19 protein-coding genes, 1 tRNA gene and 5 pseudogenes are annotated in these 24,868 nt (G+C 56.9%); 6 read left to right on the top strand and 19 right to left on the bottom strand.

The window, feature by feature from the left end; translation table 11 throughout:
- Window positions 1-6: 6 nt before the first annotated feature.
- The 11 genes and pseudogenes from FDY98_RS01600 to FDY98_RS01550 form a co-directional block, all read right to left on the bottom strand.
- A pseudogene (locus FDY98_RS01600) lies at window positions 7-519 on the bottom strand (C40 family peptidase).
- A gap of 65 nt (window positions 520-584) precedes the next feature.
- Window positions 585-1,214: a histidine phosphatase family protein gene (locus FDY98_RS01595; RefSeq protein ID WP_027958201.1), complete on the bottom strand. Its 630-nt coding sequence runs from the start codon at window positions 1,212-1,214 to the stop codon at window positions 585-587.
- Between the two features lie 49 nt (window positions 1,215-1,263).
- Window positions 1,264-2,079, bottom strand: coding sequence for a phosphonate ABC transporter, permease protein PhnE (phnE, locus tag FDY98_RS01590; protein WP_022520751.1), 816 nt, complete (start codon window positions 2,077-2,079; stop codon window positions 1,264-1,266).
- 61 nt (window positions 2,080-2,140) lie between these two features.
- Window positions 2,141-2,959, bottom strand: coding sequence for a phosphonate ABC transporter, permease protein PhnE (gene phnE / locus FDY98_RS01585; protein ID WP_022520752.1), 819 nt, complete (start codon window positions 2,957-2,959; stop codon window positions 2,141-2,143).
- Window positions 2,956-3,816 (bottom strand): phosphonate ABC transporter ATP-binding protein, encoded by an 861-nt coding sequence (phnC, locus tag FDY98_RS01580; protein ID WP_009287890.1) that lies wholly within the window; start codon window positions 3,814-3,816, stop codon window positions 2,956-2,958. Before phnC ends, phnE (FDY98_RS01585) begins: the two co-directional genes overlap by 4 nt.
- A gap of 77 nt (window positions 3,817-3,893) precedes the next feature.
- The gene (gene phnD / locus FDY98_RS01575) at window positions 3,894-4,859 is read right to left on the bottom strand and encodes a phosphate/phosphite/phosphonate ABC transporter substrate-binding protein (RefSeq protein WP_027958200.1); all 966 of its coding nucleotides are present in this window, start codon (window positions 4,857-4,859) and stop codon (window positions 3,894-3,896) included.
- 114 nt (window positions 4,860-4,973) lie between these two features.
- A pseudogene (locus tag FDY98_RS01570) lies at window positions 4,974-6,730 on the bottom strand (EAL domain-containing protein).
- A 162-nt stretch (window positions 6,731-6,892) separates the two neighbouring features.
- A pseudogene (locus FDY98_RS01565) lies at window positions 6,893-8,808 on the bottom strand (alkaline phosphatase D family protein).
- A gap of 19 nt (window positions 8,809-8,827) precedes the next feature.
- Window positions 8,828-10,181: pseudogene (locus FDY98_RS01560) on the bottom strand (sensor histidine kinase); the annotation flags it as partial.
- A 28-nt stretch (window positions 10,182-10,209) separates the two neighbouring features.
- Window positions 10,210-10,883 (bottom strand): annotated as a pseudogene (locus FDY98_RS01555) (response regulator transcription factor).
- Window positions 10,884-10,921: 38 nt separating this feature from the next.
- On the bottom strand, window positions 10,922-11,281 hold the full coding sequence (locus FDY98_RS01550; protein ID WP_022520757.1) for a PepSY domain-containing protein: 360 nt from the start codon (window positions 11,279-11,281) through the stop codon (window positions 10,922-10,924).
- A 265-nt stretch (window positions 11,282-11,546) separates the two neighbouring features.
- On the opposite strand from FDY98_RS01550, the gene FDY98_RS01545 reads away from it, so the two are divergent.
- The gene (locus FDY98_RS01545) at window positions 11,547-11,933 is read left to right on the top strand and encodes a PepSY domain-containing protein (RefSeq protein ID WP_340146635.1); all 387 of its coding nucleotides are present in this window, start codon (window positions 11,547-11,549) and stop codon (window positions 11,931-11,933) included.
- Between the two features lie 120 nt (window positions 11,934-12,053).
- Window positions 12,054-13,067 carry a DUF1853 family protein gene (locus tag FDY98_RS01540; protein WP_009287886.1) on the top strand — a complete coding sequence of 338 codons (1,014 nt, stop codon included), beginning with the start codon at window positions 12,054-12,056 and terminating at the stop codon, window positions 13,065-13,067.
- Window positions 13,068-13,087: 20 nt separating this feature from the next.
- Here FDY98_RS01540 and proB read toward each other — a convergent pair whose 3' ends face one another.
- The 4 genes from proB to rplU form a co-directional block, all read right to left on the bottom strand.
- The gene (gene proB, locus FDY98_RS01535) at window positions 13,088-14,224 is read right to left on the bottom strand and encodes a glutamate 5-kinase (RefSeq protein ID WP_155705664.1); all 1,137 of its coding nucleotides are present in this window, start codon (window positions 14,222-14,224) and stop codon (window positions 13,088-13,090) included.
- Between the two features lie 147 nt (window positions 14,225-14,371).
- The gene (cgtA, locus tag FDY98_RS01530; RefSeq protein WP_155705663.1) at window positions 14,372-15,592 is read right to left on the bottom strand and encodes an Obg family GTPase CgtA; all 1,221 of its coding nucleotides are present in this window, start codon (window positions 15,590-15,592) and stop codon (window positions 14,372-14,374) included.
- Window positions 15,593-15,779: 187 nt separating this feature from the next.
- Window positions 15,780-16,037, bottom strand: a complete 258-nt coding sequence (rpmA, locus tag FDY98_RS01525) for a 50S ribosomal protein L27 (protein WP_008957069.1) — start codon at window positions 16,035-16,037, stop codon at window positions 15,780-15,782.
- A 29-nt stretch (window positions 16,038-16,066) separates the two neighbouring features.
- Window positions 16,067-16,378 carry a 50S ribosomal protein L21 gene (gene rplU, locus FDY98_RS01520; RefSeq protein ID WP_022520761.1) on the bottom strand — a complete coding sequence of 104 codons (312 nt, stop codon included), beginning with the start codon at window positions 16,376-16,378 and terminating at the stop codon, window positions 16,067-16,069.
- 334 nt (window positions 16,379-16,712) lie between these two features.
- Between rplU and ispB the strand changes: the two genes are divergently transcribed.
- Together ispB and FDY98_RS01510 are read left to right on the top strand one after the other, a co-directional pair.
- Window positions 16,713-17,717 carry an octaprenyl diphosphate synthase gene (gene ispB, locus FDY98_RS01515; protein ID WP_009287882.1) on the top strand — a complete coding sequence of 335 codons (1,005 nt, stop codon included), beginning with the start codon at window positions 16,713-16,715 and terminating at the stop codon, window positions 17,715-17,717.
- Between the two features lie 100 nt (window positions 17,718-17,817).
- Window positions 17,818-17,894: transfer RNA gene (locus tag FDY98_RS01510), tRNA-Pro, on the top strand.
- A 179-nt stretch (window positions 17,895-18,073) separates the two neighbouring features.
- Here FDY98_RS01510 and FDY98_RS01505 read toward each other — a convergent pair.
- From FDY98_RS01505 to FDY98_RS01495, 3 genes are all read right to left on the bottom strand, one after another.
- Entirely contained in the window at window positions 18,074-18,943 is an 870-nt protein-coding gene (locus FDY98_RS01505; RefSeq protein WP_027958195.1) for a glycine betaine ABC transporter substrate-binding protein, read from the bottom strand.
- Between the two features lie 120 nt (window positions 18,944-19,063).
- A complete protein-coding gene (locus tag FDY98_RS01500) occupies window positions 19,064-20,317 on the bottom strand; it encodes a M24 family metallopeptidase (RefSeq protein ID WP_051430634.1) in 1,254 nt (417 codons plus the stop codon).
- 37 nt (window positions 20,318-20,354) lie between these two features.
- Entirely contained in the window at window positions 20,355-21,245 is an 891-nt protein-coding gene (locus FDY98_RS01495; protein WP_027958193.1) for a HalD/BesD family halogenase, read from the bottom strand.
- Between the two features lie 101 nt (window positions 21,246-21,346).
- On the opposite strand from FDY98_RS01495, the gene FDY98_RS01490 reads away from it, so the two are divergent.
- Window positions 21,347-22,258: a LysR substrate-binding domain-containing protein gene (locus tag FDY98_RS01490; protein ID WP_035539365.1), complete on the top strand. Its 912-nt coding sequence runs from the start codon at window positions 21,347-21,349 to the stop codon at window positions 22,256-22,258.
- Between the two features lie 26 nt (window positions 22,259-22,284).
- On the opposite strand, the gene FDY98_RS01485 is transcribed toward FDY98_RS01490, so the two are convergent.
- Window positions 22,285-23,190, bottom strand: a complete 906-nt coding sequence (locus FDY98_RS01485) for a LysR substrate-binding domain-containing protein (protein WP_027958191.1) — start codon at window positions 23,188-23,190, stop codon at window positions 22,285-22,287.
- A 183-nt stretch (window positions 23,191-23,373) separates the two neighbouring features.
- Between FDY98_RS01485 and FDY98_RS01480 the strand changes: the two genes are divergently transcribed.
- On the top strand, window positions 23,374-24,867 hold the full coding sequence (locus tag FDY98_RS01480; protein ID WP_027958190.1) for an aldehyde dehydrogenase: 1,494 nt from the start codon (window positions 23,374-23,376) through the stop codon (window positions 24,865-24,867).
- Window position 24,868 lies beyond the last annotated feature (1 nt).

The following is a 24,868-nucleotide window of genomic DNA, read 5'->3' as shown; positions in this document are numbered from 1 at the left end:
CGCTCCTTAAGGCGCTGGACTGGCGGCACCCAAAAAGCGCGCCTGCCAGTAATCGATCTCTAACGGCACGCTGACTACTGCACGGCCCTTACCAGGTGCATGAATCATTTGGCCGTTGCCACGATAAATTCCTACGTGGGTCGCTTTGCGACGGTCGCCAAAGAAAAGCAGATCACCAGGGCGTGGTTTTTTCACCTGTGGCAAGGCACGGAACTGTTCATCGGCGGAACGCGGAACACGAATACCCGCCGCCCGGTAGGTCATTTCCACTAAGCCAGAGCAGTCCAGACCATCGGGCGTATTTCCCCCAAAACGTTACGGTGTGCCAATGGCCTGCTGAGCATGGGAGAGAATCAGCGCACGCTCCATAGAGAGTTCTGCACGGTTAGGAGGCGCCTCAATGGGGGTAAGATCGCGGCTGGCACAACCCGCTAGTGCCAGTAGTAACAGGCAGGTAAGCAGCCACCTTCCAGAAGGTGCCAACCCGCAAGGTAGAGGCCACAGGCGAACCAGTAGCATGGACAGCCGCTCCAATAAATCAACATGCTTTCATGATGGCGCAAAGCATGCCTAGCCGCCAATGGTTAGCGGCCAATCCACTCGACAAAGCTGGTTTCACCCAGCGCATGGCGTTCATGCCGCACCCGGCTCATGGCCGCGTAGGGTAAATCCATTGCCAGTACCCGCGAAAGCGGCTGCTCGATCACCTGGCGCAGCAGGCCATTGCAGACAAATAGATGCGCCACTACCAGCACATGCTTGCCAGGCGGGTTACTTAACAGCTGCTGCCAGGCCTCGGCTAATCGCGCGTCAAAGGCTTGCAGGGTTTCGCCACCGGGGGGAGACACCGCGGCAGGATCGAACCAAAAGGCACTCATTCGCTCGGTGCCCTCTTCGGCAAACACCTGGGCGTGGGTTTTGCCCTCCCACTGCCCCAAATGCAACTCGGCGAAATCGTCTTCCACCTGAACGGGCAGATCAAACTCCTCGCCCAGCCATAAGGCGAATTCGCGGCAGCGCGTTAACGGAGAGGTCACGATCGCATCGTAGGGAAGATGCCCGTCGACCGTCTGCCGCATGACTGCATCGGTCACCTGCTGCCAGCCGGTTTCACTCAGCGGATGGTCGGTGGAGCCGCGGAGCATACGCCCGCCCACCGGCTCGCCGTGGCGCAGTAAATCTATCGTTGTTTGTTCGGCTTCAGGAAAGCGCATAGGGGTAACCTCGCCGATCTAGGCAGTTTGCAGATTAGGAAACCGATGACTAGATAATCGCGTGACGCACGCGTGCGGAAATCCACTCCGATACCAGCACGGTGGCGAAAATCATAATAAAGATGACGCTAACTTGATCCCAGGCGAGGCTATTGATCGAGGCATTCAACTGCAGACCAATACCACCTGCCCCGACCAAGCCCAACACCGTCGACTCACGGATATTAATGTCCCAGCGGTAAACGCTAATCCCCGCGAACGCGGGCATCACCTGGGGCAGCACGCCGTAGTTCATCACCTGCAGTCGACTCGCGCCGGTAGCGCTAATCGCCTCAACGGGCGTGGGATGGATCTCTTCAATCGCTTCGTAAAGCAGCTTGCCCACAAAGCCGATGGAGCGCAGGGCAATGGCAATAATCCCCGCCAGTACGCCGGGGCCAAGAATGGTGACCAGTAGCATCGCCCAAATCAGCGAGTTAATGGAGCGCGATGAAACGATCACCATCAGCGCCAAACTGCGCACCAGCGGATGCGGCGTCGTGTTACGGGCGGCTAAAAATGCCACCGGAAACGCCATCATAATCCCTAACGCGGTGCCCAAAGTGGCGATATTGATGGTGTCCCACATGGGCTTCCAGAGCACATTGGCGTAGCTCCATTCGGGAGGGGTCATGCGGCTGATCAAATCTGCTCCCTGGCGGCCGGCATCTTCCACAAACACCCACATGGTGTTGTCGGAAATCATCTTCCAGCAGAGCAGAAATAGGCTGACACCCGCCAGCCAAGCCAGGTACTGCAACCATTGAGCGCGGGTGGTGCGCCGCCGCCAAACCGGCTGACCCTGGGGTGTAGTGGAAACAGGCATTTAAACTCTCGACAAATTAAGGGGCCAGAACTTACGGATCCAGCAGTTACTGAATCAGCGTTTACTGAGTCCAGCGGCGGACATGGCTTGAGCTGTACTCGCACAGCAGCACGATGGCGATGATAATCAGCAGAATCGCCGCGGAGGTGTCGTACTCATAGCGGCTCAGCGAGGTATTCAGCGTGGCGCCAATACCGCCTGCGCCGACAATGCCAATCACCGAGGACTCACGGAAGTTGATATCCAAACGGTACATGGAGAGCCCGATCAAACGCGGCATGACCTGGGGCTGCACGGCGTGGTTCATGGTTTGCCACCAACTGGCGCCCGTGGCGCGTACCGCTTCTACCTGCCGCCAATCCAAATCTTCAATATCTTCCGCCAGTAGCTTGGCCATAAAGCCAATCGTCGCGAAGGCCAGAGTAATCATGCCCGCAAAGGGCCCGAAGCCGAACATCACCACAAACAGAATCGCGATGATGATCTCCTGGAACGTGCGCGAAACGGCGATAATCGCGCGGCACACAAAGTAGATCGGCAGTGGTGAAATGTTACGCGCTGCCCCTAAACCCACGGGTATCGCCAGCAGTACACCCAATACCGTGGAGGTGAGCGTCATGGTCAAACTTTCCAGCAAGCCCGCGACGATATCGTCGTAGCGGCTGACAAAGTCAGGCTGCATAAAGGCGCCTAAAAAATTAACCGCCCGGCCTGCGCCTTCCGCCACCCGCTCCCAGTTCACCTCTACCGAGGCAAGCGCTAAAAACAGATACACCACTGCACCAATGGCAAGCCCCCAGCGCAAGCGAGGACTTTCAATTAGCGGTAGTCGCCGCCACTGACCGCGCTGCGCCGCCTGCTGGCGTGCCTGCTCGCTCATCGTGCTGCCCCCGCTTCGATTGACGACATCACCCGCGCGTAGGGAGGATTAATCGGAGCAGTGTTAGTCGTCTCATCGCCGCTGACTTCTTCGTCCATTGGCTCAGGCGTGGTGTCCCAGTCCTCTTCACCATAAATCGTGGTGAGGATCTCACTGGTGAGTTCGCTGGGAAGGCCATCAAAGACGATTTCACCCGCCCGCAGGCCGACAATGCGGTCAGCAAATTGCTGGGCCAGCGCTACGTCGTGAATATTGATGATCGCCGCCAGTTCGCGCTCTGCGCACAGCTCACGAATCAAACGCATGATTTGGCGCGAAGTTTTTGGGTCAAGGCTGGCGGTGGGTTCATCCACCAGCAACAGCTTAGGACTTTGCAGGAGCGCCCTGGCGATACCCACCCGCTGGCGCTGGCCGCCAGACAGGGCATCGGCACGTTTATCGATGGCATGCGGCAACCCCACTCGCTCCAATAGACGGAAGGCTTCAATCACAGCCTCCTGCGGGTAGCGGCGCAGGAAGCTGCGCCAAAATCCCACATAACCGAGCTGACCTGAAAGCACGTTCTCCATCACGGTTAGGCGGTCTACTAACGCATACTCTTGAAAAATCATTCCCATGGAGCGGCGGGCATGACGCAGCTTATGTCCCGAGAGCTTCGTCAGTTCCGTGCCGTCCAGACGAATGCTGCCCTGAGTAGGCTCAACCAGCCGGTTCACACAGCGAATCAGTGTGCTTTTACCCGCGCCAGATGGGCCAATCAGCGCCATCACTTGGCCTTTTGGCAGCGTGAGTTCAATATCCGTCAGCGCTCGATCCCCGGTAGGGTAACGTTTACCAACGCCGGTGAGTGTCAACATGGAAGTGCCTCATCTACATAGCGGTTCGGCCAGAAGGTTGCCCTCCTGGCCGATCGTATTGGGGTACTGCTTAAAGATTAATCGCAGTCGTAGGTCACGCCGTTGGCGTCAGCGATGGTGCGAATAACTTCCCAGTTTTCCTGATAAGTAATCGGAATAAACTGTGCTTCACCTGAGTTAGCGAATTCTGACTCTAGGGCAGTGCCTTCCCAGTCGTAGCTGAAGAACGCATCCTGAATCTTCTCGGCAAGTTCCGGGTTCAGGTTATTCGCCAGCCCGTAAGCGGTGGTGGGGAAGGTTTGTGAGGTGTAGATAATGTCGTAATCACCTTCGTTCACCACACCGCGGGAAATCATCCGTTTGCCTACGGAGTTAGCAATCGCCGCCGCGTCGTAATCTTCGTTAACGACACCGAGAATGGAGTTGTCGTGAGAACCAGAGAAAGCGGTCTCAAAATCTTCCCCCGCTTCCATACCGTACTCAGAGCGCAGCAGCGCAGAGGGGGCGCGGAAGCCAGAGTTGGAAGTCTCTGAGGTAAACGCTAGTTGGCGCCCCTGCAAGTCTTCAACGGCTTCAATGCCGCTTCCTGGGTAGGTGATAATCTCCATCTCATAGCCAAAGCTGCCATCTTCCGCGGCCATCATGGCGAAAGGGCGGAAACCACCGCAGTTAACCGCGACCGGGACGCCACCGGTATTGAAACCGGCTACGTGGAGACGGCCAGCGCGCAGCGCTTCCTGCTGGGCAGCATTGGACTGCACCGGGAAGAACTGGACTTTTTTGCCCGTAGCTTCGCTCAGGTGATCCAGAAAGTCAGACCAGACATCCGCGTAAACCGCGGGGTCTTCAACCGGCGTGTAGGCAAACACTAAAGTATCCGGATCTACCCACTGAGACTCTTCGCTGGGGACATCGGCGACCATATCGCCATCGTTATCCACATAGCGTGAAGACAGATCCGCAGAGGCGTTCACTGCGGCCAAAGCGAAGGCACTGGCAACGGCGGCACTGATTAACGTGCGGGAGAGGGATAATGTCTGCATGGGTCACCTGTAGCGTTCTGTAGAGTTATTAAAAGATGACAACATCCTGACGACTCCAGATGACAAAAATGGGGCACTTACATGACCACTTCGTGACGTTTTGGCGAAGGACAGTTAATCTACAGCTTGAAAAGCCTCGTGACCGCGGCGCTCTACAAACAGGCTGTTACCGGGAATTTTTTTCGCCTGGTGCTTCAGCTCAGAAAGCTCGCCTGCGATATCCAGCGATTGGCAGGTAGTCGTATCATGGATGGGTTTTACCGCAATCGAGACGCTCACAAAGGGAAAAAACGTCATTCTATTTTGACGGTTTTCGATGTGAATCCCGCCCTGAAGGCGGTCAGCCTCTTCATAGAAGCCCGGAGCCATCACCTCGAATGAGTGTAGAATTTGCTGACAAACACTTTCCCAGTACTCAAGCGGCAGCAACATCATAAAATCATCGCCGCCAATATGGCCAATAAAGCCCCCGGCATTCTCTACCTGTGCTTGCAGCAGCCGCGATAGCGAAATGATGATGTGGTCACCTCGGGCGTAGCCATAGGCATCGTTGAAGGCTTTAAAGTTATCCAAGTCAACATAGGCCGCAGCAAACCCATGCCCGGAGGCCAAATAAGCCGCCAGGGTTTCATTGATCAGGATATTACCCGGCAGGCCGGTGAGCGGGTTGGCATGCCGCGCTTGGCGCACCTGAATCGCGGTAATCTCACGCAAAAGGTCAACGATATTGCCCATCCCCAGGTAGTCACCGTTAGCGTTAACGATGACAAAGTCCTCTTGCTCAATATCCCGGCTGTCGGTCAACTTCTGACTCAAAATCTCAAGCGGAGTATCCGCTTCGGCCACCAGCATGCGTGCATCAGCAACGTCCAGCACACGGCGCTTGGCATAAAGCGAATGGCTATAGGGGTTGGTAAATAGAGTTAAAAACGAGTTGCGTCGCACCACCGCCACGGGCTTACCATTCTCCAGCACGGCCACGCAGCGCAAGCTGGGTTGTTGGCGAAATCGCTCGGAGATATACGGCACTGCGCAATCCGTCGTTATGGCATCGGTAGCCCGTAAAATCGAGCGCGTGGTGCGACCCGCTGGACTTTTTAATTGGGTGCTCGCTGGCAGCACCAGATTGAGTTCTAAAGGCGGCTGCTGGTTGGGTCGGGCGAAATAGAAGCCTTGTAGTAGTGCGAGCCCACGGTCGAGTTCCCACAAGCAAAGATGCTCAGCAGCGGTCTCCACCCCTTCGGCGATCACTTGGCAGTCCAGGCTACGCGCCACATCGAGAATCGAACGCAGGAACTCTCGCTTGGCAGGATCCTGGTCAATGCCGGAGATAAAGTGTCGGTCGAGTTTAACGAAATCCGGGCGCAGCTCCGACCAGTGGCGCAGGCTTGAGTGACCAGCACCGAGGTCATCCAGCGCCACCTGGAAGCCCATGGTGCGGTAGTGATCCACGCTTGGCGCATTAGCTCGTAGTCGTGGATTGGCACGTGTTCAGTGAGCTCGATCACCACCCGCTCTGGGGGCAAGCCGCTGTCACGAATAAAGCCAAGCGTTAAGCCTTCGCGAAAATCACGCTCTACGATCGTCAACGGCATAACGTTAAGAAACAGCAAGCCCGGCAGATCGAGCTCTGCAAAGCGGTAGATGGCTAACCGTCGGCAGAGTATATCTAATTCCACCAGCTTTCCGGCCTGAGTGGCTACTTCAAACAGTCGTAACGGCGAGTGAAGCGGCGATGTTTTAGGCCCACGAATCAGTGCTTCGTAGCCATAAATCGCCTGCTGGCTGGCATCCACAATGGGCTGAAAAAGCACGTGCAACTCTTCTGTTGCAATAATCTTTTGCAACCACTGCGATTCTTGTGCGGTCATTTGCCTGCTGCCCTATTCTGCCACCCTAATAACCAGCGGTGGTTCCTATGATGTGTCACCTTCCCTGGAGTTGGTTGATAAGCTGCAAACAAGCGTGCGTCATTTTTGTGACGCTATAATGACAATCATCAAGGACATCAGTCAGTTGACACTACACTGATGTTAAATGAGCGGTTTTTCCCGCGCAGGAAAGACCACCTCGCTACCGTCGGCGTCGAGCTGTCGGATATCGATAGGGTGGCCTTTTTCATCCAGCGTCACTAAGCCAATGCCGCTGGCGTTCCACAGCCGTTCACCCGCGCTGGCGCGGTCAGGATCGCGGGGGTGAACGCTTAGCTTGCGGCGCTTGGTGAACCAATTAAGCGGCGACCACGGCGCGTAGAGCCAGCGATTGAGCCGGTCAAAGGTATTGAGCAGGTTTTTGGGAAAGGTTTTTGATCCCGCTTGAGGTGATCTGCCACAGATGGGGAGAACGGCGCTGATGACGAACCACAATGTCGTAGACAAACGAGTAGTGCACGTCGCCAGATAGAATCACGTAGTTGCCTGGGGTTTTGGAGTGCCGCCAAATTTGCAGCAGCGTATTGGCCGCTCCCCGGTGCGCCATCCAATTTTCGGCATCCACCACCAGTGGCTTACCGGCAAGGGTAAACAGCTTTTGGATTCCCTCTATCAACTTGACGCCGAACATCGGTGCGGGAGAGACAATCACCGCACTTTTGGCCCCCATTAGCGCCTGCTGCATTTCCATTAGCGCCTCCCAGTCCATCAAGCCTGAAGGCCGATGCGGGCTGCGTTCGCTGCGCCAGCGGCGGGTGCGGGTATCCAGCACAATTAGTGCGGGAGTGCGGGCACCTGAAACTCCCAGCCCTGAAAACGCAGCAATCGCTCGATCAGCCCATCCTGTTCAGCGCAGACTAGCGGTTGGTCGCCATCACCCAGCAGGGTCGAGGCATGGTGGACTAACGGGTTCAATTTATCCGGATCGTTACCCCAGGCTTGGCAAAGCAGATAGGCCACCAGAGCGTTACCGATAATACGCTTAGAGAACGGGTGACCGTAGGCGGCACGCTCCCAGTCGGCGGTTAGGTTCCAGTCGTCGGTAACGTCGTGATCATCGAAGATCATCAGGCTGGGCAGGTGCGCCATCAACCGCGCACACTGGGGCAAGCCTTCAGCAAAGGCATCGATTACCGCCTGCTCCTGACGATAGAGCTCGGCGTCTTTTTCATCTAGGGCAGGCGCTTCAGGGGCAATTACCTGCCAGGGCACCGGTGACCACACCAGGCAGTACATGGCGAGCATTTCAGCCAGCGTCATCAAGTGATTATGGGCGTTCGCCGAGGTAAACACCGGCTTTTTGACACCGCCAAAAAAGCGCTCGCGCAGCGCTGCGTTGCTGGTCACATCCGGCAACAGTTCAGCACGTCGGTAGTAGCTATCCGGCGAGCGGTAGAGCGCCTGGCTATCATCGACCGTCGCACCTTCCAGCCGCTCATCCACCAGCCCTAGCCGCTCAATCAGCGCATGTATGGCGCGTAGCATCGGCCCGGCCACGTCGTCGGCGTACACCTGGTCGCCGGTCATCAGCAGCCAAGCGGGCCACTCGGTGGGCGCTGACTGCTGCTCAGCAAGCCAACTGTCGGCGCGCACCAAGCCATCGGCGCTGTCGTGATGGGGCTTGCGGCAGGAGCCATGCATCAGGCGGTGATGGCGGGATGCAATCACAAAGGCAGGGTAGGCAGCGCCGTCATAACAGAGCCACGGCGCCCACTCGGGCAGAGAGCGCCACTCGCCCTGCTGTGTTTCCACCTTCAGGTCGTACTCGATGCGCTCGTCACAGGGCAGCGCTGACTCAAGCTCACAATCAATTAGGTAGATAAAGGCCCGCTGACCGATGGGGATGCACTGCTGGTGGTGCGCTAAGCCGATTGACTGGCTATCGGCGTGCCCTGGGCGCAGCACTAATGCCATGTTCAGTGGCCGAGTGGCGACGAGCCAAAGTACCAGCCGTGTAGTGCTGATACGTCTAATAGGGGGCCGGCGACTATATCGGGCAGCGTATCTGTACGATTCATTCGGTGCGGTCTCCATTATTTATACGAGACGATTACGCGCGACGACGGGCAGCTCCACCACGACTTTTAACCCACCAGTGCTGGCGCGGCTAAGGTGCAGTTGGCCGCTATACAGAGCGACAAGATCAGTCACAATGGCCAAACCCAAGCCACTGCCCGAACGCTGTTCATCCAACCGTTTACCGCGCTGCACCGCCTGCTGGCACTCTGCTTCGTTCATACCGGGGCCGTCGTCGCTAACGGTCAAGGTTAACTGCTGCCCGTCACTCTCTAGCTGTAGCACACATCGCTATGCGCCCAGCGCAGCGCGTTATCCATTAAGTTACCCACCAGCTCTTGAATATCCTGCCCATCCATATGGACTTTAATCTCACCCGCCCAGGTTTGGCGCAGCTCAATGCCACGCCGCTGGGCAAGCCTGGCCAGCCCATTGAGCAGCGGCGCCAGGGTGGCATGTAAATCAATGGGCGCAAAGCGAACGCCTTCGCCCGCCGCTGAAGCGCGTGCCAAATGATGACGTACCGCGCTATCCACGCGTTCTAGCTCAACCTCCCAGGCGGCTCGGTTCGCTTCCGGCAACTGGCGTAGCTGCAGGCGCATCACGCTCAGCGGGGTTTTCAGCGCATGGGCAAGGTTGCCAGCGGTATGGCGGCCACGCTCAATCAAGCGCTGATCGCGGGCCAGCACCGCGTTCATTGAGGCAGCAAGCGTTGCCAGCTCGTCGGGCAAGCGGGTATCTAACTGCTCGGCGCGCCCCTGCTCCACCTCATGCAGGTTGGCGTGCATGCGGCGCAGTGGCGCTAGCCCCCAGCGTACCTGGAGCGCCAATACGCCAAGCAACAACACGCCCAGGCCCACTAAACCGCCCCACAGCAGGCGCTGAAATTCGCCAATGTCCCGGGCCAACACATCGTCCCGGGCGGCGACGCTAATATGTAGCGGCGTTTCTAACGGCGCCAAATAGATATCACGCTCCACCACGCGCAGCGACTGCCCCCGAGGGCCAGGTATCGAGCGAGCGCTAAGAGTGTCGCTATCAATCACCGGCAGGCGCTGATCCCACAGCGAGCGCGAGGCCAACGTATGCTGCTCGCCATCGGTGATTTGCCAATACCAGCCGGAGTAGACATTGTCAAAACGCGGGTCGCCCAGCGCCCGGTCATGGACAAGCTGTTGCTCTATGCGGTCGTAGGTAACGCCCGCCATGATGACGTTGAGGGTGGCCCCCAGGCGCTCATCAAAGGCCTGAGTGGCCGAGGCACGGTAATGATGAGAAAGCAGCGTGCCCGCAACGGGCAGCGCCAGCCCTATCATCACTAGCACCGCCAGCAGTAGCCGCAGGCTTTAGAGCGCTTTGCCCAGCGCCTTACCCAAAGTTCAGGCCAGACCGAATGAGTCGACTCATTCGGTAGCGGGCTCTTCTGCTAATAAGCGATAGCCCTGGCCACGCAGGGTGGCAATTCGCCAACTGCCCAACTTGCGACGCAGGCGGCTGACCTGAACATCGATCACGTTGGAGTCCGGCTCGTGGTCGCGGTCATAAACGTGCTCCGAGAGCTCGGTGCGGCTCACCACTCGCGGTGCGGCGTGCATTAAATAGCCCAGCAGTCGGGTTTCCTGGGCGGTTAATCCCACCGGACGCCCTGCCAAGGTGACGTGCTGGGTGTGGGTATCCAAACTCAACTCACCCACTTTCAGTACTGGATGGGCATGGCCGTGGCTGCGGCGCACAAGGGCGCGCAGGCGAAACAGTACTTCCGCGGGCTCAAAGGGTTTTGTGACGTAGTCATCCGCCCCGGCAGTAAAACCCGCGGCTTTATCGGCCCAGCGTTCCGGGCGGTAAGGATCAACACCGGCAGGTCGATACCATCTTCCCGCCATGCCGAAAGCCAGCGAGTGCCATCGCCATCGGGTAGTCCGACATCCAGAATCAGCGTGTCGTAGGCTTCCGTGCGTACCAGAAAATCAGCATCCTGACCGTTAGCCGCATGCTCTACAAGCCAGTCGCCATCGCGCAATGCTTGGCTAAGCTCGCGAGCCAGCGCCTGGTCGTCCTCTACCAACAAACACTTCATCGGCTAACTACCCTTTTTTGGCAAGTGACATCAACAGGCTAGCGGCGCATATCATTGATACGCACCCCTTCAATGGCCATCAATTGGCCGTTATGGCCATCAAACTCGAACTCGACCACTTGGCCCTGGGGGCCAAGCAATTTGATCTCATACTCGACATAACCCCCTTCACGTTCCACCTCAACCTCCAGTACTTCCCCTATATAGTGCGCTTCCAGCCAGTCCAAAATAGTGTCGAGAGGCACGACCTCACCGCGGCGCACTTCACCGTGTAGCGACTCCCAATGCTGGTCACCCACCGCGCTACCCGCCAGCAACAGCACCAAGGCTAACCCAGTGACGTTGCGGCGAGGGACGCTGCGCAGTAGCTTTTTAAAGTGGCGTAGGATTTTACTCATTGGGTCAGCATGCCAAAGACAACATGAACGTTAGATGAACAGCTTTGTCAGCTTAAGGAAAGTATCGGGGTGGTATAAATTCACTGTCGCATTCGCTGAATGCCGTTTATTCACTGTTGTATAACATTGACGTACAGACATTCTCGTACAGATACGTAAAGAAGGAATTTGCTATGAACACCATGAAAAAAATGCTGCTGATCCCGACCTCTGCGCTGCTGCTTGCTGCGGCTGCAGGGAGTGTGCAGGCCGACGATTCGCTGCGATGGATCGCATTGATGACGTATTGACCCACGCCAATGACTACGGTTTCAGCCACTACGAAGAAGTTAGCATTAAAAGCCGTGGCCGCGTAGAGGTAGAAGGTTGGCTGGACGATGAGTGGTACGCTGATGTGGAATTTTCTCTTGATAACGGTGAAACGCTACAAGAGAAACGCGAGCGCCTGATTACCGGTGCCTGGGGTATGAGCGAAGACGATATCCGTCAAGCACTGGACGTAGCTAGCCAGGAGGGTATGGTTGAATTTGAAGATCTCGATATCGATAAAAGCGGCATCATCGATATTGAAGGCCGCGGCGAAGATGGCCGTGAGCTAGAAATCAGCGTCCGTCAGGGTTCTTCCGAAGTGACTCAAATTGACCGCGATTAATTTATCCAGATAATCGCTTTGCGGGCTCCCCACGGGGAGCCCGCTGCGTTTATGGTAGGCTGACAAATCATGTAGCTAAAGTGATAGTGCTGACCTTATCAGGTTGCTGAGGAGATATCCGTGCTGAACGAAGGCATTGACGGCGCGCTGGAGAATGTAGAACTCGGCAACACGGTGTCAGTGCTAAGAGATTTGGCTTGGCTGATCTCCACGCCTGATCTTGTGGTGCTTCCTCCGCCGATTCCCTGTGGAGGGCGGCCCACCATTAAAGAGTTAGGGCTGGAGAAAGCACTATTGCCCTGGCTACGTAAGCTTGGCCTATCACCGCTAACCGCGTTGAACGGCAGCCGCGCAACGCGCATGGGCCATTACCACGAACGCCTGTGGCATATGCTATTAGATCACGCACCGAATACACGGCTGCTCGCCCGGAACGTGCGCATCACCCGCCAGCGCAACACCCTGGGCGAGCTGGATATGCTGTACAGAACCCGCGACAACCCGGCACCGATACATTTAGAAGTCGCTATTAAGTTCTACCTGGGGCTGCCTGAAGGGCCTGGGGCAGCCAATAGTCAAAGCCGCTGGATTGGCCCCGGCGGGTTAGACAGCCTGGCGCTTAAGTGCTCTCACCTCAGACGTCACCAGCTCCCCCTTTCCACCACGGCGCCTGCGCTGGAAACGCTTACGCATTGGCTAACACCACGGGATCTGGGTGTTTCTGATCTGCGTTTAGGCGAGCAGTTAACCCAGCGGTTGGCGATGCCCGGCGTACTTTACTACCCCTGGCACGCCGCCATGCCAGCGCCCGAAGGCGCGACGGCAGACCATCGCCGAGGTACCTGGTGCTACTTACGTGACTGGCCTGCGCTGGCAGCCCGGTTTCCCGCCATGCCGCGCATGGCGTGGTTGGAAAAACCTCACTGGCTAGCCCCGCCGCCCCTCAGCGCTTTTCGCCCTGCGGCGGAGCAGTTGCCTGCCATTATCGAAAAGGTTCACGCCTGGCGCTCACCCCAGCAAGTAATGCTGTGCTTCTCAGAGCGGGAGCACAATGAACAACGCTACGAGCGGCTATTTTTGGTACCTGATGACTGGCCCCGGCAAGTGCCTCTACCGCCCCGCATTCGGGACTGAAAAACGACCAGAATAAGCCTCTATATAACGACAAGGTTATCGCGATGGATCAGTTCATGGGCTTCCACGTAACCGAGGATGGCTTCGATCTGGTGGCTGGGCTGGCCCGCCAATTGGCGCGCTTCATCAGCGCCATAGTTCACCAAGCCTTTGGCCACTGACGCACCCTGCTCATCCACACACACCACCATATCGCCGCGTTTGAAACCGCCCTGTACATCGCGCACGCCCACTGCCAGTAAGCTTGAGCCTTTATCGCGCAATACCTTGACCGCCCCCGCATCCAGCACCAGCGTGCCACGCACCTGCAGTTGACCCGCCAACCAGCGCTTGCGTGCCGCCATGGGCACTTGGTCAGGACGCAGCAGCGTGCCTAGCGCTTCGCCCGACATTATCCGGTTGATAACGTCAGGCTGGCGGCCACTGGCAATCACCGTGACCGCCCCGGAGCGCGCCGCCAACTGCGCCGCGCGCACCTTGGTACTCATACCACCCCGCCCCAGTGCGCCACCGCTGCCTGCCACGGCGGCTAAGCGTGGATCATCGGCGCGCCCTTCGGCAATCATCTGGGCATTGGGGTTGTGCCGTGGGTCGGCGTCAAACAGGCCTTCCTGGTCGGTCAATAGCAGCAGCGCATCCGCTTCCAGTAGGTTAGCAACCAGCGCGCCTAGGGTGTCGTTGTCGCCAAAGCGAATCTCATCAGTGACTACGGTGTCGTTTTCATTGATCACCGGCACCACGCGCATCTCTACCAATGTACGCAGCGCTGAGAGCGCATTCAGGTAGCGCTTGCGGTTGGAAAGATCATCATGAGTAAGCAGAATCTGCGCGGTGAGCATGTCGTGGCGGGCAAAGTGCTGCTCGTAGCATTGGGTCAGGCCATTTTGGCCTACCGCCGCAGCCGCCTGCAGTTCATGCACGCTGGGGCGCACCTGCCAGCCAAGGCGCACCATGCCAGCCGCCACGGCGCCGGAAGAGACCAGCACCACCTCAATCCCCTTCTGGTGCAAAGCGGCAATTTGATCCACCCAACCACCGATGGCGGGTTCGTCCAGGCCGCGGCCATCGTTAGTCAGCAGCGCACTACCAATCTTCACCACGACCCGCCGTGCACGGCTGAGCGCGCTGCGGCCCAGGATTTGCTCGTTACTTTCCATGCGACCCACCTCAATCAGACGCTAACAACTTAATCAGGCACTCATCACTAAATCAGATACTCACCACTAAATCAGCCACGTGCAACTTAATCAGACGCCCATAAAAGGGGCCGCGCGAACGCAGCCCCTTTTTGAATACTACCGATTTTAGCTAACTACCGAATGCACCCGCTTAATACCACTAAGGGCGTATTCGACTTCAACGTCGTAATCATCGTCGTCGAAATCTTCGTCATCTTCATCGTCCCGCTTACGCCGACGGCCCAGGCGAGCTTCGGTACGCGCAACCGACTCCTCTTCCATGCGGCGGCGCATCTCTTCTTCACGGGCCAACGCCTCTTCATCTTCGTGCTCAAGGCGGCGCTGCTCGGTCAACCAGCGGTAAGCCGCCTGAACCAGTTTATCGGTGCCGTCGCTGCTGATCGCCGAAATGCGGAATACCGGGCCTTCCCAGTTCAGCGCCTGAATAATCTTCTGGGCGCGCTCTTCACGCTCATCTTCCGGCAGCAGGTCAAACTTGTTCAGCACCAGCCAGCGCGGCCGCTCAGAAAGCGCCGGAGAAAACTGCCCCAACTCATGAACAATGGCTTTTGCCGCTTCCACCGGGTCGGACTCGTCAAACGGTGCGACGTCGACCACGTGGAATAGCAGCCGCGTGCGGGTTAAGTGCTTCAGGAAGCGCAACCCTAAACCGGCGCCATCAGAGGCTCCTTCAATCAAGCCGGGTACATCGGCCATTACGAAGTGCTCGTGCATACCCAGTTTTACCACGCCCAAGTTGGGCACTAAGGTCGTGAACGGGTAGTTGGCAACCTTGGGCTTGGCGGCAGACACCGAACGAATCAGCGTCGACTTACCCGCGTTGGGCATGCCCAGCAGGCCCACATCGGCCATTACCTTCATTTCCAAGCGCAGGTTGCGGCGGTCACCGTCGGTACCCGGTGTCGTCCGACGCGGTGCGCGGTTGGTAGACGATTTAAAGTGGATGTTACCCAAACCACGACGACCACCTTCGCCCACCAGCACCACCTGGCCAATTTCGGTCACATCGGCGATGACTTCCAGGGTGTCTTCATCAATCACCGTGGTGCCCACCGGCACTTTGACGTGCAGGTCTTCACCGGCCTTGCCGCTCATTTGACGGCCCATGCCGCCCTGCCCGTTCTGGGCTTTATAGAAGCGCTGGAATTTAAAATCGATCAAAGTGTTAAGAGCATCGTCACCAATTAGGTAAACGCTACCACCATGACCGCCATCGCCCCCATCGGGGCCGCCCCTGGGCACATATTTTTCGCGGCGAAAGCTCAGACAGCCATTGCCGCCTTTGCCCGCCTCAACAATAATCGAGGCTTCATCGACGAACTGCATTGGATTCTCCCGGCCGCTTCCGCCGCCCTAATATATGCACTACTTTTTCTCCAACCCTTTATTCCCACCAGTATCTTGGTAAAACCCAGCATTCTGGTAAAGCGTATTGGAAAAGAGATTTAACCGACAAAAAAGCCCCGCCATAGCGGGGCCTTTTTCTCGCAACCGCGAGCATAGTACTAGCCGTTTAGGCAGAAACGATGCTAACGAACTTGCGGTTTTTCGGGCCTTTGGTCTCAAACTTCACAAAACCGTCGCTCAGTGCGAACAGTGTGTGGTCACGACCAAGACCTACGCCTGTGCCCGCGTGGAAACGCGTGCCGCGCTGACGCACGATGATGTTACCCGCAGTCGCCGCTTGGCCACCGAAGAGTTTTACACCTAAGCGTTTGGACTCGGAATCGCGACCGTTACGCGTGGAGCCGGCTGCCTTTTTATGTGCCATTGCAAAATCCTCCTAAGGGAATTGACCGCTTACGCAGAAATTCCGGTAATTTTGACTTCAGTGAACCACTGGCGGTGGCCCTGACGCTTCATGTGGTGCTTACGACGACGGAACTTGATGATGGTGACTTTATCGCCGCGCCCGTGGGAAACCACTTCGGCAGAGACTTTAGCACCACTGATCATCGGCGCACCGATGTTGAAGTCATCGCCGTCAGCGACCATCAGCACTTCGTCAAACTCAATCGTTTCGCCGGTAGCGACTTCGATTTTCTCGAGCTTGAGGGTTTGACCTTCTTGAACGCGGTACTGCTTACCACCGCTTTTGATAACTGCGTACATGTCGCTCTCCGGACTGTCGTTAATGCCGTTCTAACGGTTAAACGGCACTCATCTCCTACGCTCTTTCGAGTCGTGCTCTTATCGACCTGCTGCGAGTGGCGCCCCTTTTGGAGCCATCTGACAGGGAGCAAGATGAGTGGGTCGCGGATTATAACGACTATCTTCTCTTACCACAAGACCATAGGCCGTTGTCAATTGACACGACCATCTCCTTATAACGGCATATCATAGCGTGACCACAGCGCGTGTCTTGACGCCTAACAGGCAGCCCCATAGCATGACCTCCACTATGGGCGGGAGTTACCGCCTCAATCTGCCGCGATGAACGTATCCCATGACCGCTAACGTTTCCTCAGCCCAGCCTGACAGCCCAACGCCTTCACCGCTGCATGCCGTGGTGGCCGATGATTTCGCAGCCGTCAATCGGACAATTGTCGAGCAGCTCAACTCTAAAGTGCCACTGGTTGAAACGATCGGCCAGTACATTACCGAAAGCGGCGGCAAGCGCTTGCGCCCTTTACTGGCACTCCTAGCCGCCCGCTCCCTCGACTACACCGGCGACAAGCATATTCCGCTGGCCACATTAATAGAGTTTATGCACACCTCCACGCTGCTACACGATGACGTGGTGGACGAATCGCATATGCGCCGTGGCAAGAAAACCGCCAACGACGCCTGGGGCAATGCGCCCTCGGTACTGGTCGGCGACTTTCTCTACGCCCGCTCGTTTCAGATGATGGTCGATGTGGGCTCGATGCGCATTATGGCGATCCTTTCCGGCGCGACCTGCATCATCGCGGAAGGGGAAGTGCTGCAGTTGACCAACATCGGCAACCCCAGCATCTCCGAAGAGGACTACTTCGAGACCATTTTGGGCAAAACCGCCATGCTGTTTGAAGCGGCTTCCCATAGCGGTGCTGTGCTGGCAGAAGCAACGCCGGAACAGGAGCGCGCTCTCCAATATTATGGCCGCTACTTAGGTCTCGCCTTTCAGTTGATCGATGACCTGCTGGATTATCAGGGCGACGCCGATGCCATGGGCAAAAACGTTGGCGACGACCTAGCCGAAGGCAAGCCAACACTGCCACTGATCCACGCCATGGAGCAAGGCACGCCGGAACAGGCCAAGCTGATTCGTCAGGTGATTCGCGATGGCGGTCTTGAGCAGCTCGACGCCGTGCTGGAAATTATTCACGCCACCGGCGCACTCGACTATACCCGCCAGCGCGCCGAAGAGATGGCCGATAAAGCCCTGCAACAACTGGACGCCCTACCGCCCAGCGTCTACCGCGACAGCATGGCCCAATTGGCCCGCTTAGCGGTTGATCGCCAAGCATAAAAATTGCTAGATCACACCGCCGAGGACTTGAAAAAACACCTCTGGCTAAGTATGATCCACCTCCGTTGTTGAGCACAGATAAGCATTGCTCGGCAACCTTCGGAATATAGCTCAGCTTGGTAGAGCGCTGCCTTCGGGAGGCAGAGGTCGTAGGTTCGAATCCTGCTATTCCGACCAAAAATTCCGGAAAACGGCCACTTAGCTAATACAGCAAGTGGCCGTTTTTTGTTGGATTGGTTCTAGGTAGCAAATAGGTAGCACACGTCAAAACTAACGACTGCTAAATATGTTTGAATTCAAATCTCAAGCGCACTGATAAATAGCTCAGCATGCTGACTCAGGTAGTCAATAAAGTATTATTCGTCGTCACCAGCCGCTATCCACCCATCAATCAAGTCACGATTCTCATCGATCCAAATCTGGGCACCTTCTACTGGGTCACCGGCTTGCTCGATTTCGGCCATCAGGCCGCCCAATGTATCGTCGTCCATGTACCAATCATTGAGCACGGACGTTAGCCAGGGATCATCGTCACCGAAACCTTTGCGCGAGAACCAGTGAATATCGTCACTTTCGCCATAAACGCCCTCAGGATCTTCCAGATATTTGAGGTCGTACTCAGCAAAGGCCCAATGCGGGCTCCACAGTGTCACGACGATCGGCTCTTCGCGCTGATAAGCATCATCTAGCGCCGCCATCATCGCCGGCCCAGAGCTATTGATTTGCTTAAGTGGCAATTCGTACACGTCTATCGCATCGTCGGTAGAGCCTGCAATTGCCGAACCTGAGTCAATACCAAGAATAGCCGGGCTACCCTGGTACTCATAAGCCTCGGCGTTTTCGCCAAGCTCAGGGATGGTGTCGATATCCACGTAGCCCGGCACCACCAGGCCCAGCCCAGTACCTTCGTACCAAACATCGTGCACGTCAATCGCATCCTTGTGGGGCTCAAGGAAAGAGGCATCAGTGGTAGGTAACCAGATCTCCAGGGAGAGATCGAAATCCTCGTTGGCCAGACCACTGTAAAGCACACTCTTGCCGACATCGGAAAGTTCAATGTCGTAGCCATGCTCTTCTTCAAGGATGATCTTCCACATGTTGGCAACTGCAATGTTTTCGGCCCAATTATTGGTACCGATCACCAATGACTTGTGATTGTCCGCCTGAACGGCAGTTGTCGTTGCGAGCAGCCCTACCACCAAGAACGATGATGAGATTTTATTCATATTAAGCTCCCTTCTAATAATTTAGCCATGCTAAAAAGTCAATCGTAGCAGGTTATTACCGAATAACGATCGACATTACTGAATAGCCATCATGAGAAAAAAGAATGTAGTACCATTTCACTAGGTATATTCCAGCAACCTGGAATCGAAGGGATAATCGGACAGTAACTCCACTTTTCCGTCGTCGCGTACGTAGAGTTGCTCCTCCAACTTGACGCCCTCACCACCCTTTTCGTGGCCGATAAAGCTCTCCACACAAAGCGTCATTCCCGGCTCAATAATTCCGTCGTAGCCCTTGTCGTCGATATCCTCACGATGAACGATGTAGGGATACTCGCCATTCATGCCAACGCCATGCGCCAAAGCGAAGTAACGGCGCGCCTTGTAGGCTTCTGGCAATTGCCAGGCACGCTCGGCGTATTCCTTAAAACTGATACCGGGCCTGATGTTTTGCATATTGGTACGGATTTGTTCGTAAGCCATGGCGTAGAGATCCTTCTGTGCCTGGCTTGGCTGGCCATCGCCACACAGAAAAGTGCGGGAGAAGTCGGCATAATACCCGTAGCGTCCTACCACGTCGGTATCTAGCGCCACCAGTTCGCCATCTTGGATGATTCGGTCTGAACACTCCTGGAACCATGGATTGGTGCGCGGCCCCGAGTTCATCAAGCGTGTCTCAACAAAGTCAGCATCAGTTTCGATGATGTGCTGGTGCAGCCGTGACCACACAGCGTTCTCGCTCATGCCCGGCTTGATCGCCATTTCGAGCTTATGCACACCCTCTTCTACCGCACGCAGCGACGAACGGATCATCTTGATCTCATTGGGTACCTTGATGGCGCGTGCCAACTCCAGTGGCGCCTGTGCATCCAATACCTCTAAGCCGCTCCTCTGCAGCATGAATGCCGCTTCCGGCGTGGCGCTTTCGATGCCGATACGCTTGCCGCCGCCACATTGACGAACGAGGTCGATGATCTCGTCCGCCCAGGCGCGGGTCACCGACTCGGTGTTCTTCTCATTGAAGTAATAGGAAATTGCCTTCGCCGGGCGAATCTCATCCACCGTAGGCAGGTGCTTGGCCAGGTGCTCGCAGCCGGAAAACTCGAACAACACCACTGACCCTTCGGCCGGGACGAATGCATAGCGCGCCGGGTTGCGCGAGCTGTAGACCTGCATGTTGCGCGAGCCTGTGGCATAACGTACGTGTGCCGGATCGAATAGCACGACCGCGGCCAGGTCACGTTTGACGAGCTCATGCCGAACACGGCCAAGACGGTCGAGCAGTACCTGTTCAATCTCGGCGTGCGTCGGCTCGCAATCGCTAGGCGCATGGGTCGGCGGAAGAATGCCGAGGGTATCGAGATCCATCTTCATGGTCTCTCCTCTTCATGGAAAATATAGGGATGCGTGCTTAGTCGATCAGTCCGTCAGTACGCTCGGCATAGCGGGCTTCTGCCTGGATATGCTGCTCAGCGACACGCCCGTACAGTTGACGTGTGCGCTCCAGCTTGCCGACCACGCCGGGCTGCTGCGAATAGGCGAAAATGGCCGTCAGCCGTGGCGTATCACCTTGCACCTCCGAGACGCGGTGCAGACTAAAGCGCCCTTTGAAAAGCTGTAGATCACCCGGACGCAGATCCAGACGCTTTATCGGTGTTGAGTCATCCTCACGAATCACTGCGCTGACACCGGCATAGTTTTCGTCCTGCGGTGTACGAATACCCGGGCAATACTCGAAAACGCCGCCCGCTTCGGGCTGCTGCGTCATCATGGTGACGATGAATTCGTTGGTGTCGTAGTGCCACGGCTGCTGAGTACCATCGGGCAGTACGTTGAGCACGAGGCCAGCGAAAGGGTCGGCATACTCATAAATTTGCTCTTCGCCAAGACAGCGTGCCACCAGCGACTTCATTGCCCTGGAGACATAGAGTCTATGAATCAGGCTATCCGCCGTGATCATGTCCCGGGTGACGAAACCGCTGGTGCGTGTCATGAATATCCGACGTGGATCATCATCCGGTAGCGAGGGGTCATCAGCCGTAAAATAGGCGTTGACCTGGCGCGTGTTGAAGAAGCTTTTCTCGGCCATGTGCGCACTCTCTGTCCGCGCTTGCTCAAGCACGGTCGGATGCAGAAAGCCCCGAAGCACCGCACAGCCCTCACGGTCAAGATCACGCCGTGCAGACTCAATGACCTCAACAAGCGACGGGCTATCGGGCTCATCGAGTGGATAGCGCTGGGTATCGACGAAGGCAGACAAATCTAGGCGCTCAGCATCCGCCAACTGATCAGCATTCAGCATTGGATTATCCTCCAGAAAGAAATATGAACCGGGCTTGGCACCTCGGTGTATCTGGAGGCATAGTGGATAAACCGGCTCTATTGAGGAAACAATTCCTTGTGATGGATTCCATCGGCTATACCGATAGTTCGCCCCGCACGCCGTCGCTCGACAACGAACTGCTGAGTGCTTTCGTTGCCGTCGTGGATAACAATGGATTCACTGCCGCCGCTAACCAACTCCATAAGACCCAGTCGACAATTAGCCTGCGCATACGCACCCTGGAAGAGCGGCTCGGCACGCGTCTATTGCAGCGCACGAGCCGCCAACTGACACTGACCCAGGATGGTGAAACGTTTCTGGTCTACGCCCGCCGCCTGTTGCAATTGCAACGCGAGGCGCTAAGCGTGCTCGGACACGGCGACCACGACGGAGTAATTCGTTTCGGCCTACCAGAAAATTATGCCGAAGCCTGGCTACCGGCACTATTGGCGCGCCTTGCCGAGCTACATCCTCGCATTCGACCGCATATTCATTGCCGCATGTCGAGTGAGCTCATCGAGTCTTTGGAAGCGGGAGAACTGGATCTCGTACTGACCATTCAACACAAGAGCCAACGGCATGGGGTATCAATGGGCCATGAGGAAGTGGTTTGGGCAGCGCATCAAGATTATTGTGTCGCCCCCAATGCACCGCTCGCATTGGCGCTTTTCCCTGACCACTGCCCTTATCGAGAACGCGCCCTGGAAGCCCTTACGCGCCTGGGCAGACAATGGTCGCTAGAGTATACGACCCAAAGCCCCACCGGGCTTCGCGTTGCCGTCAATCAGGGCAAGGCCGTTACGGTCACTGACCGACGCGCCATGCCAGAGAACTGGCGCATCCTTGATGAAGCGGAAGGGTTCCCAGCGTTGCCACCTGCCGAGCTGGCGGTTCGAAAATCGCCGAGCTTCCAGCATCCCGCGGGTGATACGCTCGTCGACCTACTGCGTGAACAGCTTCTCTCCAATAACAGCCTCTACGACGCTTCATAGCCCTGCAGTCACCTGCCCGTCACGGCTTATAAACCTACAGGAGGATCCTCGATCTCCTGCGCCAGCCATTGGCGGAAAAGCTTGAGGTTGGCCGACTCCACTTGATGCGGCCGGGTTGCCAACCAGTAAGAGCGATGCCCGGTAACCTCGACATCAAGCCATGATACGAGCTCCCCTCTATCCAGCTCACGCGTAACCATGTGCCGGTCAGCGATGGTCACGCCTACCGCGTTGACGGCAGCATGAATCGCCAATTCCAGTAGATCAAACGCGATACCACCGCTGGTCTTCACGCCTTCGATACCAGCCGCTGACAGCCAGTGATCCCAGGTATGAAAGCGATCCTCCCCCCAAAGGACATGGAGCAGCACCTGGTGATTGAGGTCGAGCGCATCACGACGCATAGACCCTCTGAGCTTGGGTGCGCAGACGGCGATATGACTTTCTTGCATCAAGTGCACCAGCTCGGCATCCGACCATTCACCGGTGCCGAAACGAATCGCTGCATCCAGGTTTTCGTCTCCCACAAGGTCGTCATCGGCACGCGTTGTCAGGGACAGCTCCAGATGCGGGTGCAATGATTTCAAGCGCCCCAGCCGCGGGATCAACCATCGGTTGGCAAAGGTAGGTGGCGCATTCAGGCGCAGGTGGGGGACAGCATCCGGCTCTTGCAGCCCTCTTACGGTCCAGGCAATACGATCAAAGGACTGACGCAGCACTGGTTGCAACCGCCGCCCCGCGTCGGTCAATCGGAGGTGGCCCGAACCGCGTTGAAAAAGCGCCACCCCCAACTGCTCTTCCAGTAACTTTACTTGACGGCTGACCGCGCTCTGGGTCACACAGAGCCGCTGCGCCGCCAGGGTAAAACTCGCACACTCGGCGGCGGCCTCGAAGGCCTTGAGAGAATTGAGTGGGGGTAATGTGCGTGACATGCGCCGAGTCCTCATTGAGTGATTTTTTCGCAGAAACTAAGCAGATGATGTCAGTAAACGCCGAATGAATACCAGACTTGCATGAGTTATTGGAATACCCCCGGTTCACTTTCCTCGTTTGTGGGGTCACACCTGAGCGCCTAGTATCACGACGACATGCCAACTCACCGCCGAGGTTATTTAATGACGAACCGTTCCCACGCCGACTGGCAGAAACGTGCGAGTACGCTCCCACTGCCACAACTGGCCTATATCGACGGACAATTCGTCCCCGCTCGTAGCGGCGCTACCTTTTCCGCAGAGAATCCTGCCACTGGTCAAGTGCTCACCGATGTGGCGGCTTGCGACGCTGCCGACGTCGACCTCGCCGTCTCTAGTGCTCGCCGCAGCTTCGAAAGTGGTGAATGGCGAGACTTGCCGCCTACTGAGCGCAAATCGCGCATGCTCGCCTGGGCGGATGCCATTGAGGCACAGCTCGACGATATTGCGTTACTTGAGACCTTGGAAACCGGCAAGCCAATTGGCCAGACCACAACCGTGGATGTGCCCGGCTTGGTCGGGGGGCTGCGCTGGTATGCCGAGTCACTCGACAAACTTTACGGTGAGACGGCACCTAACGGGTCAAGCAGCGTCTGCCTGGTAGACCGTGAGCCGGTGGGTGTGGTCGCCGCCGTGGTGCCCTGGAACTACCCGTTGATTATCGCAAGCTGGAAGATTGGCCCGGCACTGGGCGCAGGCAACTCGGTGATACTCAAGCCCGCTGAGCAGTCTAGCCTGGCAACGCTCAAGGTGGCCGAGCTTGCTCAAGGGGCTGGCATTCCCGCTGGCGCCTTCCAGGTGGTCACAGGCCTGGGCCACATCGCTGGCAAGGCATTGGGTCTGCATGTTGGCGTCGACGCTGTCGGTTTTACCGGCTCCACTGAGGTCGGGAAAGCCTTTCTTGAGTATTCCGCGCACTCCAATATGAAGCGTATCGGTCTGGAGTGCGGTGGCAAGAGCCCCCACATCGTCACTCGCGATGTGGAAGACCTAGACACCATCGCCATGTCGGTCGCCTATGGTGTCTGGTACAACCAGGGCGAGACCTGCCACGCGGGAACCCGCTTGATTGTCGATCGAACCGTCAAGGAAACGCTGCTTGCCAAACTCCGCGATTGGGCCGAGGCACTACAGCCCGGTGACCCACTCGACCCAGCCGTACAGATGGGGGCGATGATTGAACAGGCGCATATGGAAAAGGTGCAGGGATATCTTGAACAGGGCCAGCGCGAAGGGGCGAAACTCTTGTTCGGCGGCGAGCAGGTACGCTGCGAAAGCGGAGGGTACTACCTGACCCCGGCGGTGCTCGACGATGTTACCAATAATATGCGTGTGGCCCGCGAGGAGATATTCGGGCCCATCCTGGTTGTGATTACCGTGGACGATCTGGATGAGGCGTTGACCATCGCCAATGACACTGACTATGGCCTAGGCGCGGCGATCTGGACTGATCGACTACGCGACGGCCACCGCGCCGCCCGCGCCCTTCGAGCGGGCACCGTTTGGGTTAACTGTTACGACCACACATCGATCAATGCACCCTTTGGTGGCTATAAGCAATCCGGCCAGGGTCGCGACAAATCGCTTCATGCCTTTGATAAGTACACAGAACTCAAGACCACCTGGATCGAGATTTGAG

This window comes from Halomonas sp. PA16-9 (assembly GCF_009728585.1).
In the GTDB taxonomy this organism is placed as follows: Bacteria; Pseudomonadota; Gammaproteobacteria; order Pseudomonadales; family Halomonadaceae; genus Vreelandella; species Vreelandella titanicae.
This window is presented reverse-complemented; position numbering and strand designations above follow the sequence as displayed.

Coding starts and splice junctions, on each gene's coding strand:
- FDY98_RS01595 (WP_027958201.1), bottom strand. CDS start 1,214: ATGCGCTTTCCTGAAGCCGAACAAACAACGATAGATTTACTGCGCCAC.
- phnE (WP_022520751.1), bottom strand. CDS start 2,079: ATGCCTGTTTCCACTACACCCCAGGGTCAGCCGGTTTGGCGGCGGCGC.
- phnE (WP_022520752.1), bottom strand. CDS start 2,959: ATGAGCGAGCAGGCACGCCAGCAGGCGGCGCAGCGCGGTCAGTGGCGG.
- phnC (WP_009287890.1), bottom strand. CDS start 3,816: ATGTTGACACTCACCGGCGTTGGTAAACGTTACCCTACCGGGGATCGA.
- phnD (WP_027958200.1), bottom strand. CDS start 4,859: ATGCAGACATTATCCCTCTCCCGCACGTTAATCAGTGCCGCCGTTGCC.
- FDY98_RS01550 (WP_022520757.1), bottom strand. CDS start 11,281: ATGAGTAAAATCCTACGCCACTTTAAAAAGCTACTGCGCAGCGTCCCT.
- FDY98_RS01545 (WP_340146635.1), top strand. CDS start 11,547: ATGGATCGCATTGATGACGTATTGACCCACGCCAATGACTACGGTTTC.
- proB (WP_155705664.1), bottom strand. CDS start 14,224: ATGGAAAGTAACGAGCAAATCCTGGGCCGCAGCGCGCTCAGCCGTGCA.
- cgtA (WP_155705663.1), bottom strand. CDS start 15,592: ATGCAGTTCGTCGATGAAGCCTCGATTATTGTTGAGGCGGGCAAAGGC.
- rpmA (WP_008957069.1), bottom strand. CDS start 16,037: ATGGCACATAAAAAGGCAGCCGGCTCCACGCGTAACGGTCGCGATTCC.
- rplU (WP_022520761.1), bottom strand. CDS start 16,378: ATGTACGCAGTTATCAAAAGCGGTGGTAAGCAGTACCGCGTTCAAGAA.
- ispB (WP_009287882.1), top strand. CDS start 16,713: ATGACCGCTAACGTTTCCTCAGCCCAGCCTGACAGCCCAACGCCTTCA.
- FDY98_RS01505 (WP_027958195.1), bottom strand. CDS start 18,943: ATGAATAAAATCTCATCATCGTTCTTGGTGGTAGGGCTGCTCGCAACG.
- FDY98_RS01500 (WP_051430634.1), bottom strand. CDS start 20,317: ATGAAGATGGATCTCGATACCCTCGGCATTCTTCCGCCGACCCATGCG.
- FDY98_RS01495 (WP_027958193.1), bottom strand. CDS start 21,245: ATGCTGAATGCTGATCAGTTGGCGGATGCTGAGCGCCTAGATTTGTCT.
- FDY98_RS01490 (WP_035539365.1), top strand. CDS start 21,347: ATGGATTCCATCGGCTATACCGATAGTTCGCCCCGCACGCCGTCGCTC.
- FDY98_RS01485 (WP_027958191.1), bottom strand. CDS start 23,190: ATGTCACGCACATTACCCCCACTCAATTCTCTCAAGGCCTTCGAGGCC.
- FDY98_RS01480 (WP_027958190.1), top strand. CDS start 23,374: ATGACGAACCGTTCCCACGCCGACTGGCAGAAACGTGCGAGTACGCTC.